Origin of the sequence: Candidatus Nitrohelix vancouverensis, assembly GCA_015698305.1 — a bacterium.
GTDB classification, from domain to species: Bacteria; Nitrospinota; Nitrospinia; order Nitrospinales; family VA-1; genus Nitrohelix; species Nitrohelix vancouverensis.
The window spans coordinates 2,664,350-2,677,235 of the sequence record CP048620.1; the positions used below are offsets into that span (position 1 = coordinate 2,664,350).

The following is a 12,886-nucleotide window of genomic DNA, read 5'->3' on the forward strand; positions in this document are numbered from 1 at the left end:
TTAATAAGTTACAAATAATCAAGTGTTCCGATAGAGCTATAAAAACATTGATTTTTCAATTTCTATCTTACCAATTGAGGCAAATTGGGTTAGGATGTTTGTTTTTTTATAATTTCAGATAAATTAATATCTATATGAGCGGAGACACAATGGATAGACCGAGTGAACGCGGATTCGATGAGATCAGAAAAGTCAAAGTGGTGAAAAACTACACCATGCACCCACACGGTTCGGTCCTGATTCAAATGGGCAATACAAAAGTGATTTGCGCCGCCACTGTGGAAGAAAAAATTCCGCCGTTTCTTCGAGGCAAAGATTCCGGATGGGTCACCGCTGAATATTCCATGCTACCCTCCGCCACCAACACGCGATCTCCGAGAGAAGCTTCGCGCGGCAAACTGACCGGGCGCACCCAGGAAATCCAGCGCCTCATTGGCCGCTCCCTGCGAACCGTCGTCGATTTGAAGGCGCTGGGCGAACGCACCATCTGGCTCGACTGCGACGTCATCCAGGCCGACGGCGGCACGCGATGCGCGTCCATCACCGGCGCCTACATCGCCCTCGTACTCGCCTTGAAAAAACTCAAGAAAGACAAACTGATCGATACGATCCCCGTTCGAGATTATGTCGCCGCCATCAGCGTCGGCATACTGGACGGGAAAACCAACATCCTCGACCTCGACTATGCCGAAGATTCCACCGCCAGCGTTGATTTGAATGTCGTCAAAACGGGAAGCGGCGGCTACGTCGAAATTCAAGGCACTGCCGAGCGCGACCCTTTCAGCGAAACGCAATTGAACGCCATGCTGAAATTAGCAGGTAAAGGCATCGCTCAATTGGTGGAAATTCAGAAAAAAGCAATCGGCCCCCTATAGGGGCTTGAACGCCCCAACGCAATTCACCGGGAGCGAGTCACGCCCGTCTTTGCACAGATTTCTTCAACGGGACAACGACTGCAAAAGGGCGAAGCGGGTCGGCAGATGTTCTGCCCAAAGGTCACCAGCAGATCGTTGAGTCCTTTCCAGTAGCGTCGCGGCAGACGTTTTCGCAATCCCTCTTCCGTATCATCCGGCGTTTCCGTTGCGACATAACCCCAGCGGTTCACGATCCGGTGCACATGGATATCCACGCAAATGCCCATGCCGCCAAAGCCCAACGTGTAGGTCAGGTTCGCGGTTTTACGCCCCACCCCCTTCAGCTTGAGCAGTCCCTCCAGCGAATTCGGAACCTTGCCCGAGTGAACTTCTTCCAATTCCCGGCACAATTCCAGTATGGTCTTCGCTTTGTTCCTGAAAAATGCTACCGGATAAATGGCCGTTTCAATCGCCGAAACATCATGTTTGAGGAGTTTTCGAGGGCTGTCCCCCAACTGAAAAAGCCTCTCCGATGCCGGGCCCGTCGTCTCGTCCCGGGTCCGCAAACTCAGCAAACAGCTCAACAGGACGCGAAAAGGGTCGCCGCCCTGCCCGATCGAAACCACGACAGGCGTCTGCAAACCCGTCATCGCCTTCTTCAGGCGACGCATCGCAAGCGTCAATGAGGCGTCATCCATTTTCAATGCTCCAGGAGCTAATTTTTAATGGGAAACTTATAGCATTAAAACCTTGTATCTGTTAAGATATTGGTTTTTAAATTTCAGGCGTTAGCCACATCACTCGTTAACGAATCCCATGCAACATACAATTTCCGTTTTGGTCGTCAACCGATTTGGAGTCCTCTCCAGAATATCGGGATTATTCAGTGGCCGCGGTTTCAACATTGAAAGCCTCAATGTTGCCGAAACCAGCGAACCCGGTATTTCCAGAATGACTATCGTCACACGCGGCGACGACAGCAAAATCGAACAAATCACCAAGCAACTGAACAAGTTGGTAGACATTATCAAAGTCATCGATCTCACAGAAGAGAAATTTGTGGATCGGGAACTCGTCTTGATAAAAATGCACGCCGAGGCCAAAGCGCGCGAAGAAATCCTGCGCATTGTAGATATCTTCCGGGCAAAAATTGTCGACGTGAGCGCCAACACATACACGGTTGAGATCACGGGTCACGAAGCAAAAATACAAGGCTTCATAGAACTACTGGAGCCCTTTGGAATTAAGGAAATCGTACGCTCCGGGCGAATTGCCATCAGCCGGGGCAACAAATCCATCAATTAACAAACCGCAAGTAGGAGAAAAGTCTTGTCCAAAATTTATTACAATAAAGACGCTGATATCAAAATCCTGAAGAAAAAAACCATCGCCATCGTAGGCTATGGCAGTCAGGGACACGCGCACGCGCGCAATCTGCATGACAGCGGTCTCAAAGTCATCGTCGGTCTGAGGAAAGAAAGCGCCTTCTGGAAACGCGCCGAAAAAGACGGACTGGAAGTTCATACCGTGTCGGATGCAACCAAACAGGCCGACATCATCATGATCCTGATCCCGGACGACAAACAACGGGCGATGTACGAAGAGGACATCAAACCCAATTTGAAGAAAGGCGCGGCGATTGCTTTCGGACATGGTTTCAATATCCATTTCGGTCAGGTTGAGCCGCCGGAGAACGTAGACGTTTTCATGGTCGCTCCTAAAGGCCCCGGACATCTGGTGCGCAGAACCTTTGAACAAGGCGGCGGCGTTCCCTGTTTGATGGCGATTTATCAAAACCCGACGAAGAAAGCCAAAGAGATCGCCCTTGCCTACGCAAAAGGCATCGGCGGAACCCGCGCAGGCGTTCTTGAAACAACCTTTAAGGAAGAAACCGAAACCGACCTGTTCGGAGAGCAAGTCGTTTTGTGCGGCGGCGCCACCGAATTGATCCGAGCCGGATTCGACACATTGGTGGAAGCGGGCTACAGCCCCGACCTGGCTTACTTCGAGTGTCTGCACGAACTGAAACTGATTGTCGACCTGATCTATGAAGGCGGCATTGGTAATATGCGCTATTCCATCAGCACCACTGCCGCCTACGGAGACGTCACCCGCGGCCCGCGCATCATCACCGAAGAAACCCGAAAAGAAATGAAGAAAATTCTGGGCGAGATTCAAAGCGGTCAGTTCGCCAAGGAATTCATTCTGGAGAACCAGGCCAACCGACCGGTCTTCAACGCTCGTTTGAAACACGACTCCGAACATCTCATCGAAGACGTTGGCGACAAACTACGCAAGATGATGCCCTTCGTCGGCAAAAAAATTCAATAGGCGTCACATGCGAATACCCATTGCAAAAGAAGGTTATATATTCATCATCCCTCTGGCATTGATCAGCGCGCTGTGTCTTGCCGCTTCTTTTTATGTCATCGGCGCCCTGTTCACCGGCCTGTTCCTCTTTGTCCTGTATTTCTTTCGCGACCCGGAGAGAAGCATTCCTTCCGAACCCAATGTCATCGTCTCTCCCGCCGATGGCAAGGTGGTCGAAATCATTTCTGAAACAGACCCCCTTCTGGGACGTCCGTTCACGCGCATCAGTATTTTCCTGAATGTCTTCAACGTGCACGTCAACCGGATACCGGTTGCAGGAAAGATAAAGACCGTCAAATACAACGAGGGAAAATTTCTCAACGCCGCAAGCCACAAAGCGTCGCTCGACAACGAACAAAATTCTTTAGTGATCGACACTGGAAACGGCGATATACTGGTTAAACAGATCGCCGGATTGATCGCTCGCAGAATTGTCTGCTGGGCCGGGGTCGGCGACGAATACCAGCTGGGCCAGCGCTTCGGCCTGATCCGGTTTGGATCGCGCGTTGATTTGCTCATACCCGAAGACACCAACATCACCGTTTCCTGCGGCGATATCGTGAAAGGCGGAACCAGTATTCTGGGATATTTGAAATGAAGCCGAGACGAGGCGTCTACATCCTCCCGAGTTTATTCACCACTGGCAATGTGTTCTGCGGCTTTTACGCATTCATTGAAGTATTGAATGAACGCTATTATATCGCCGCCTGGGCCATTGTCATCGCTATCATATTCGACGGACTCGACGGTCGAGTCGCTCGCCTGACCAAAACAACCAGCGCCTTTGGAATGCAGTACGATTCCCTGTCCGACATCATTTCCTTCGGAATGGCTCCTGCGTTTCTCGCCTATTCCTGGGTATTGAAGCCCTTTGGACGAATTGGCTGGATGGCGGCCTTTCTCTTCCTATTGTGCGGGGCCTTGCGCCTGGCGCGGTTCAACGTCACCAAATCCGACGAGGAAGGCGATAATTTCATAGGCCTGCCCATTCCCGCCGCCGCCGCTTTTATCGCATCCATTGTCATCGCATTTGAAGACCTGTTTGCAAGCCAGATGAATCCCGCCATCATGGTCGGGGTTGTGTATATTCTTGCCTTCCTCATGGTCAGCAATATCAGGTATCCGGCTCTGAAAAAACTGGAGTTCAAGAAACGCGTCTCCTTCGCGCGTTTCCTGTTTGTCATCCTGGCTCTGTACGTCTTTGCATCCATCCCCAGAGTCGCTCTGTTCATGGTCAGTTTTACCTATATGATGCTGGGACCGCTCGGAATCATTTATCGCAAATGGGGAAAGAAAAAAGAATCCCTTGAAACCTCCCCGGTTCCTCCTTCAGAATACTAAAAGTCTAGCCCTACCCACATTACAAGGAACACTATGTCCTGGTTCGATAAAATAATTTCAAAAACCAGCGTCGGCATCAAAAGCACCAAACCCGACGAAATCTGGATCGAATGCAGTAAATGCAAAGAACAAATTTATACCGCTGAATTTGAGGAAAACCTCAAAGTCTGCCCCAAATGCGACCATCATTATCGCCTGACTTCGCGCGAGCGTATCCACCTGCTCACCGAACAGGGTAGCTTTAAGGAACACGACGCCGACCTGATCTCCGCCGACCCCTTGAAGTTCAAGGATAAAAAGAAATACAAAGACCGCATCAAAGCCACGCTGAAGAAAGGCATCAGCAACGACGCCATCGTCTCCGGAACCGGGCGCCTGAACGATCATGAAGTGGAATTGTGCGTGTTTGAATTCAATTTTATGGGCGGCAGTATGGGTTCCGTCGTCGGCGAGAAAATCACGCGCGGTATCGAACGCGCCTTGAAAAATGAATCGGCGATGATCATCGTCAACTGCTCCGGCGGCGCGCGCATGCAGGAAGGCATCTTGTCTCTCATGCAAATGGCGAAAACGGCGTCCGCGTTAAAACGTCTCGCCGATCAGCACATCCCCTATATCTCCATACTGACCGACCCGACAACCGGCGGCGTGTCTGCAAGTTTCGCCATGCTCGGCGATATCATCATTGCAGAACCCGGCGCGCTGGTAGGCTTCGCCGGACCGCGAGTGATCGAACAAACCATTCAGCAAAAACTGCCAAAGGGATTCCAGACTGCTGAGTTCCTGCTGGATCATGGATTGATCGACCAGGTCGTGCATCGAAGGACCATGAAAAACACCCTCAATAATTTGCTCAGCCATTTGAAGAACACGCCGATCCCCAGCCAACTGCAGCCGGCGTCTCAATCCTGACAGAGCGCGTCAGGAAGCATTCCTGAACTTCACCGCTTCAAATATAAGACAATAAAAAAAGGGGCCTCCAATTGAAGGCCCCTTTCCGTACTGCGACTGCCAACTTATCGCATTGACAAGCGATCATCATCCGGCGTTTCGGACGATGCGTTCGTCACGCCGCGAGGCGTTGCACTGCCCAGCGGAAGGATCGAACGGTCGCCTGCGGGCAGAACCTTGAAATAACCCCACTGGCCCGCCTGCTGATACGGCGTTCGGGCGTTCAACCAGAGGTAGGTGCCAGGATTCTGGTACGTACCGCCAGCGCTGAAGAACGCCTGAATGTATTCGCCACTGCCGAACTCTTCCACGTCGATCATGTCAGAGCCCTCTTGATTCAGGTGACGACGCCATTGGTGGCCATCGAGATTGAACATCTGGTTCTGCTCGTTATGAGCGCCGAAGACGTTGATCATCACTCGGTCGCCTGCATGCGCTTTCAATACAGGCGTTGCCGGGTCTTGATCGGCCGCGACACAAGGCGTGAAGATATTGCCCAGTTCACAACCCTCGTCTTCGCGATACAGCCAGGGCTCCAGGCGATAGTTCACGCCCGTCAATCCTGCTACGTTCTGCAGGTATGGCATGAACGAGGTGCCGAGGATGTTGTCCTCATCCTGGAAGTACAATGCAAAGTCACGATAGTTGTGCAACTTCGCATTTTGAGGAAACGTCTTGTCAATGATAACGTCCGCTTTCCACGAGTTACCGAGGCTGATGTCTTTGCCCGTCTCTGGATCGCGATAAACCGAACCGCGAGGTCCAATGATCAAAGCGCCGAACATACCGTCGCGAACGTTGGTCGTCAGATTACCGAAGTCCCAGATCAACGCGCCGTTGATGTTGTAATCAGGATGCGCGTAGAAGGTGTAGACTTTGGATTTACCCGGAGCCACCGTCTGGTCGCCCGGATTGTTGCCCACGTTGATGCCCTGTGAATCCAGAGGATCGAAGGCGATGTTGTTCATGTGAATCGAAGCGTTGCCTTCCGCAAGGCGGTTGGTCAGCTTGATCTTCACACACTCGCCGATGTTAGCGCGAAGCGTCAGCGGATGAGGCATATGCTCCTCATCATCAGCCGCTTTACTGACCTCGCCTTCCAGTGCGAAGATTTTCGCATCGGCGTTGGCGAGGAGCAATTTGCGCTCGAAATCAACTTCGATCTCGTCCTCGGCGTTCGGGTTGAACTTCAGCTCGCGATTGATCGCAACCACGCTGAAATTCTTAACCGGAGCTTTCTTGGGACACAACTCGGTTCGAGACTTCTTGGGATGCTCGTTGCCCGGCAATACTTTCAGATCCGCCTGGATCTCATCGTAAACCCGGAACAGGCCCCAAGACCCTTCAGAGAGATGCGAGGTGCGACCGTCGTAATATATGTAGTCGCCCGCCATCTCCTGATAACCGCCTGCGGTGGTCGCCAGGTCGTAACGCTCTGCGATACCGATGTGCAGAGCATTGGTCACACGCGAATCGGCATCATAACGTTCAGGACGGAATCCATGACCGGATATGACCAACGTGTGGGTCTCGTTCATCATGCCATGCAAGGCGCGGAACACAACGCTGTCGCCCACATACGCCCGAATCATCGGGGTATCGGGATCGCGATGCGCTCTGCTCGAGAACAGAACGGATGCATCCGGATTCGCCCTCAATCGCGCCGACAAAGACGCCGCACGGAAGTTGAACCCGCCGCCTGTCGTGTGCGTGCCGCCATTCAGATGCGGAAACGCAACTTCAAGCATGTCCGACGGCATCTGGAAAGATACCGACTGACCCGCCGCAATGGCATTCTCACGAGACAGTCCCGGAGGATTGCCTTCGGTCACCAACTGCGCCGTGTGCGGAACCGTGTCATGCAACTGAGCCACGATCTCGCGGAAACTGCCGTTTCGATTGTAAGCGAAAGGCTCGGCGCCGTGAATATCAGCGACCGGACCGCTACGAATCGGCTTTCCTGTTTTCGGATCGTGATACGTGGAACCCCAGGGCTCTACGATCGTCGAACCGATACCGCCATGCGGCCAGGTCGTTGCGCCGAAGGCATGGTCATGCCAGAACACGAGACCCAGGTCCACATCGACCCACCAGCGATAACGAACATACTCGGTGCTCACGATCTGTTGCGCGGCGTGGGCGTGCGTCATGCCCTCCGTGAACTTGATCGTGTATTTTCCATCTTCAGCAAGACCTTTACGCGGGTCTGGCGTGATGGATTCAATCCAACGAGCGTCCTTGCCGTTTGCCGTTTCGATGCCGACAATGATGTCTGCTCCGGCATGGAACGGAGTGGCTTCTTTAGCCATCTGGATTTCGATGGTGTCGTCGCCCGGTTTGGTTGCTTTCAGAAGACGAGCGTTCATCGGTACCGGCATGCCGACATGATGTCCGTTTTTCATCTTCTTGTCGAACTGACGATAAGACCTCATGGACTGGTCGTAAGAGAAACCAGAAATTACGCCATCAGAGGCCTGATTGTCGAACTGGAAGAAATGCGGATGGATGTTGACCTTCGACATCTGGAAATTCGTGAAGTCGTCGTCGTTCCATTCGCTCGTTAAAAGTAAATCCACACAGTCATACACGTTGGCGCGAATGACCAGCGGAATCGCTTTCTTCGGATCGGCTTTCACTTCCGCCATCTCTTCGTCAATCACGTAGATCAGACCGTATTTGTCGACGATGGGCGGAGTGTCGCCGTAAGCCCCTGAAAGTTCGATAGGGGTATTGATGAAATGCAGATTGTACTGCTTGCGTCCTGCGCCAGCAGGGCAAAGGCTCCAACGTCCCTGCTCGCCCGGTTTAGCAGGCGCGCTACTTTCAACGTTGTTGCCGGAACGTCCGCTACCCGACTCCGATGCCGTGATGATATCGTTATCGGTTTGCATATGGAAAGGCTCCAGCCAGGGAGCGCCGCCATGATGTCGCGCGAACGGAACCCGCTTGCCAAAATGCGGCGTCATGTGAGGCCAGGCCAGCTTGCCAGTCAAGGGGCTGAACTGAATGGGATGGCGTTTACCCGGGTGAGGCGACTTGTACTTGGGAGTGTCGTAAGTCGATTCACGTTCGGACATTGCCGTGTTGCCCTTCCATGCATAATCCCAGACCGAACCGTCGTAAGCCAGAATCTGACCCTTTTCATCGTCGGTGTGGCCCGGCTTGCCTTGCGGCGGAAGCATGTACTTGACCCAGTCTTTGATGTTGACGACGCGAGTCTCCTGAGTCCAGTCGCTCGGCTTGTTATCAACGATCTGGTACCTGGTGCCAAACCAGTCCATCGTCTTGCCCACCAGCGTATCCGAAGTCACGCCCTGTGGGATGCGTCCGGCGCGATCTGGAAGCTCGACCAGAGGTTTCATAACGTCGGTGCTACCGAACGGATAATTGCCGTTTTGAAGCGTGTTGTACACGCGCCAGTAACCCCACATACCCGCAACATAATGATGCGCTACGTGACAATGGAACAAAAAGTCTCCCGCCAGCCGCTGACACAGACCGGAACCGCACTCGGTTTCCAGATCGAGCGCTTCGGATGGGCCGATGACTTCAACGTCAACGCGGTCCGTCGTGGTTCGTACCACAGGGTATTTGACCGGTCCGTCGTAAGCCGCCGTGGTCAGACTCTCGATGTGCGGCTCTCTTTTCGGAGAACGCGTCCATCGAATCGTGCCGCCATGCGGATGATGCGAATGAAACACTTCGCCGCCGCCGTGGATCAGGCGGAATTTTGCAGGATCGCCCAGGTACGATCGGGGGATCGTCGTCGGAGCGTCAGCGAAGGTGTAGGAGCTGTAGGAAAGCGATTCGTCTTCATAATGAAAACGCTTTTCCTGTTGCGCCAGATTGTTGATGCCGAAAGGTTCGCTACGATAGTTCATCGCGCGCGCCGAAGGGCGGTAGGCGTCGGTGAGGGGGTCGCGTTGCGGAATCATCTCGCCATGTCGGTTCAAAGGTCGGAACGATTCGTCGCCAACTTCGTGATAGAAAAGGACAAACTCGCGAAAGTCTCTCTCATTTTCATTGGCAATCATCACCTCCCAGCCATTTTTGATCGGCTTGCCGTCGAAGGGGCTCAGGTAGGTGGAACCCACCGGCTCTACCATGAATGCGCCAATCAATCCCAGCGACGACGGATCGCGACCCGCATGACTCTGAATCATATGCGCGCCTTCCTGCTCGTCAATCGGGATGTACCATTCGAACTCCTGCGTTTCGCCGGGAGGAATGATTGCGCCAGCAGTCGCGGCGGTAGCCGGTTGACCCGTGGCGCTGATGATCATCGCCGAACCGTTGACCTGGAACCCGATGTCCTCGTCTTCCACTTCATTCGTTACCTTGAAGCGCGCACAATCGCCCTGGTTGGCGCGGATCGCCATTGGCTGGATCGCGTCGCCCTGCAAACCGCTGGAAACCATTCCGGGATCCATTTCAGACTCATCCTCACGAGCCTTGCGGTTCGCCTCTTCTTCCGCACGGACTTTATCAATATCTTCGGTCAGCACGTACATATAACCGGGATAATAATCGCCCCACTGGTTCAACATGATCTCTACATTGATAGCGGAAATGTCATACTCCTTCACAGGAGCGCCGCTCGGGCAATGAGCGCCCTTATACACTTTGGACGCCGCTTCAGAAGGTCCGAGCAAAAAGCTCTGGCCCAATTGATGCGCCGCCCAGGAATCATGAAACCCGCCGCCCGAAGACGCCGGAGACGCATGCTCCTTGATTTTGTCCTGGAGCTGGCCCATTAACTTCATCCAGGTTTTGTTGAGTTGCTCCTGGTTGCCATCCAGGCCGCTCATCACTTCTTCGTAATCGACTTGATTTTCAAGTTTTTTCAACCAGGTTGGCTGGCCGGAGCCATCCTGGTGACCTCCTTTTCCTTGCGGCATATGACCGTGTTCCGCCACAATTCCTGCGAGAGCAGAAGCAGGCAGAATTACTGAAAGAATGAGGACAAAGGTCCACATCCCCCAGCCAGGCCTCTTGAATCGCACATGCTCAGGTTTCATAGGTTTCCTCCTTTTAGACATAATAAAACCCCTACCATTCGTGAGTAGAACAAAGGCGGACTGATCCCTTGCAACTGACGCAAAGGAATGCGCCTTCGATGCTAAGATACGAAGCGAGGAGAATTATTCCCCGCAAAAGGAGTGATTCTTAAAATTACCGGGAATTACTTATAAAGGAAGGTATTACTGACTGCGATCTGCAAGCAGATCATTTTTAAGGGTCGCAGACTCATCAGATTTGATCAATGCATTGCGCAAATAAACCTTGGCGCGCGCAATGCGGGACATCACAGTGCCGATAGGTATTTGAAGCGCCTCAGATATTTCTTTATAGGATTTATCCTGAAAATAGAACAGGTCTAAAGGCGCTCTCAAGCGTTCGTCCAAAGACTTCAGACTTATATCAATCATTGATTTTAACTGGGCTCTGATGAGGTCTCTTTCCAGACTTGAAGAGTCGTGCAGAACCTCGCATACAGAATCAAACTCAATTTCTTTACGATTTTTTTTGCGGTTGATTTCCTTAAGGAACAAATTTCTTAAAATTGAAAAAAGCCAGGGCTTGCATTTTTCAATCTGCTTGAGCTGGTGAAAATTTTTGAGAGCGATGTAAAAAGTCTCCTGCACCAGATCTTCAGAATCGTGATAATTACCGCAAAGCCGAATCGCCGATTTAAAAATCAGGTCAAAATGAGGGCGCAAATGCCTGTTGAAAGTGGCAATTTCCTCATCCCTACCCTCAAGGGAATTTTCAAATTTAAGCAAAAAATCCAACGCAACCTCTCAAAATGACTTACTTGTCTGAAAAATATTCGTTTTACATAGTAAAATGAATAATATATAAATTACACTATTATTAAAAGATATATGTATATGATTTTTTTATCAAACGAACCTTTAAATTTAACTTTTCATATATGGAAATCACAAATACAGAATTGCTGGCCATATCGCTGAGGATCGAACGCTTGGGGCAAGCCTTTTACGACAAGCTGGGAGAAATGGTGGATGACCCAGCCATTAAGGATTTTCTCAATGTCATGTCCAAAGAAGAAGTCCTGCACGAAAAACAATTCAAGAATCTATTGGATAATAAAGGGCAGGAAAATTATGGCTGGGAAAACAGCGCTGAAATGCGGGGATATATAGAAGAAGAACTTGAAACTGATATTTTCCCTAAAATGGAAGAGATTCAGGAAAGACTATCTGAATTCAGCGACATCAAGCAGGCGTTTGAATTCGCAGTAGAAACGGAACAGGTTTCGCACGAATTCTATAAAATGCTGAGAGAAAATTGCACCAATTACGAAGCTAAAACTTTGCTCATCCTGCTTGAGAAAGCAGAGATGGAACATTTGTCCCGTATCAAGGCAATGGAAAAACGATTCCTTGGAAATACGCCCGCCTGACCGCTCCTCCCTTCAATTCACCTAGCCTCACGCGTAATTCAGATAAAAAAAAACAACGCCGGAGCTTAATACTAGCCCCGGCGCTGTCTTTTAGAACTATATAAGACTTCTTACTTCTTGGCAACCAGCTCAAAGTTTGCGCTAGCTTCGCCATCTGCTACCGTTACTTCTTGAGTCACTTCGCCAACATACGGATGCCATGCGGTTACTTTATATTTGCCAGCGGGAATGCCGTCAATTTTGAAAGTACCATCTGCCGCCGTTTTGGCATAGTAGGGATTCCAAACGATTCGAGCATCCGCTTCCATGTAGTTGTGCTGATCGCACTGCAGGAAGAAATGATCGTCTTTTTTCTGTTTGAAACGTTTGAAAGATTTCGTGATGTCCGCGCTCGAACCCTTCGAAGGAAGCGGTTTGTTGAACAGGGTCTTGCGGTTTGCGCCAGCTACCGAATAACCGTGCGGGTTATGCAAGGTGTCCGCATCTTCATTCGTGATTACATAAAGGCCTTCTTTCATGCCTTTAGGGGTCTTGCGGATAACGGACATTTTCGGGAAAATATCGCATTTCTCAAAGGTAGTATTTTCCAAATCCGCCCATTTTTTACCACTGTCAATGTCTTCGATGAAAACAATAGCATCCTGTAATTTACCGCCATCTACGAGAACTTTCGTTCGCTTTCGGATCATGCCATCATTATCAGGGTGATTCGCACAAAAATCCTTGTTTTTGCCTTTGGACAAGTCTTCCATGATCGGCGCAGGGGGGTTGCCCTTCAATGTTACGGCCCCTACAATCACGCCGCTTCCAGCAGCGCCTTCTTCATAGTCGTCTTTTTTTGCTGAAGCGTTCGAAGCCATGGCCAAAGAAACCATAACTACCAATGCACCTAAAATTGCCTTTTTCATTGCTGAGTTACCCTCCATTTTCATTTAATATTAAC

The 12,886-nt window shown here is 51.1% G+C and carries 10 protein-coding genes and 1 pseudogene; 7 read left to right on the plus strand and 4 right to left on the minus strand.

Annotated elements, in window-relative coordinates:
- The first annotated feature begins 149 nt into the window (after window positions 1-149).
- Entirely contained in the window at window positions 150-875 is a 726-nt protein-coding gene (gene rph / locus G3M78_12340) for a ribonuclease PH (GenBank protein QPJ66140.1), read from the plus strand.
- Window positions 876-898: 23 nt separating this feature from the next.
- Here the strand turns inward: rph and G3M78_12345 are convergent, their stop codons facing one another.
- On the minus strand, window positions 899-1,552 hold the full coding sequence (locus G3M78_12345; protein QPJ66141.1) for an endonuclease III: 654 nt from the start codon (window positions 1,550-1,552) through the stop codon (window positions 899-901).
- Between the two features lie 118 nt (window positions 1,553-1,670).
- Between G3M78_12345 and ilvN the strand changes: the two genes are divergently transcribed.
- The 5 genes from ilvN to G3M78_12370 are packed head-to-tail and all read left to right on the plus strand — an operon-like array spanning window position 1,671 to window position 5,477.
- Window positions 1,671-2,159: an acetolactate synthase small subunit gene (gene ilvN, locus G3M78_12350; GenBank protein QPJ66142.1), complete on the plus strand. Its 489-nt coding sequence runs from the start codon at window positions 1,671-1,673 to the stop codon at window positions 2,157-2,159.
- 24 nt (window positions 2,160-2,183) lie between these two features.
- Complete coding sequence (gene ilvC / locus G3M78_12355; GenBank protein ID QPJ66143.1) at window positions 2,184-3,185, plus strand: ketol-acid reductoisomerase; 1,002 nt, start codon at window positions 2,184-2,186, stop codon at window positions 3,183-3,185.
- A 7-nt stretch (window positions 3,186-3,192) separates the two neighbouring features.
- Window positions 3,193-3,822 (plus strand): phosphatidylserine decarboxylase family protein, encoded by a 630-nt coding sequence (locus tag G3M78_12360; GenBank protein QPJ66144.1) that lies wholly within the window; start codon window positions 3,193-3,195, stop codon window positions 3,820-3,822.
- On the plus strand, window positions 3,819-4,565 hold the full coding sequence (gene pssA, locus G3M78_12365; GenBank protein QPJ66145.1) for a CDP-diacylglycerol--serine O-phosphatidyltransferase: 747 nt from the start codon (window positions 3,819-3,821) through the stop codon (window positions 4,563-4,565). Before G3M78_12360 ends, pssA begins: the two co-directional genes overlap by 4 nt.
- Window positions 4,566-4,598: 33 nt before the next feature.
- Window positions 4,599-5,477 (plus strand): acetyl-CoA carboxylase carboxyltransferase subunit beta, encoded by an 879-nt coding sequence (locus G3M78_12370; GenBank protein ID QPJ66146.1) that lies wholly within the window; start codon window positions 4,599-4,601, stop codon window positions 5,475-5,477.
- A 104-nt stretch (window positions 5,478-5,581) separates the two neighbouring features.
- Here G3M78_12370 and G3M78_12375 read toward each other — a convergent pair.
- Together G3M78_12375 and G3M78_12380 are read right to left on the minus strand one after the other, a co-directional pair.
- Window positions 5,582-10,375, minus strand: a pseudogene (locus tag G3M78_12375) (hypothetical protein).
- Window positions 10,376-10,717: 342 nt separating this feature from the next.
- A complete protein-coding gene (locus tag G3M78_12380; GenBank protein ID QPJ66147.1) occupies window positions 10,718-11,308 on the minus strand; it encodes a sigma-70 family RNA polymerase sigma factor in 591 nt (196 codons plus the stop codon).
- Window positions 11,309-11,451: 143 nt separating this feature from the next.
- On the opposite strand from G3M78_12380, the gene G3M78_12385 reads away from it, so the two are divergent.
- Entirely contained in the window at window positions 11,452-11,943 is a 492-nt protein-coding gene (locus G3M78_12385; GenBank protein ID QPJ66148.1) for a ferritin family protein, read from the plus strand.
- A gap of 110 nt (window positions 11,944-12,053) precedes the next feature.
- Here the strand turns inward: G3M78_12385 and G3M78_12390 are convergent, their stop codons facing one another.
- Window positions 12,054-12,851 (minus strand): carboxypeptidase regulatory-like domain-containing protein, encoded by a 798-nt coding sequence (locus G3M78_12390; protein QPJ66149.1) that lies wholly within the window; start codon window positions 12,849-12,851, stop codon window positions 12,054-12,056.
- Window positions 12,852-12,886 lie beyond the last annotated feature (35 nt).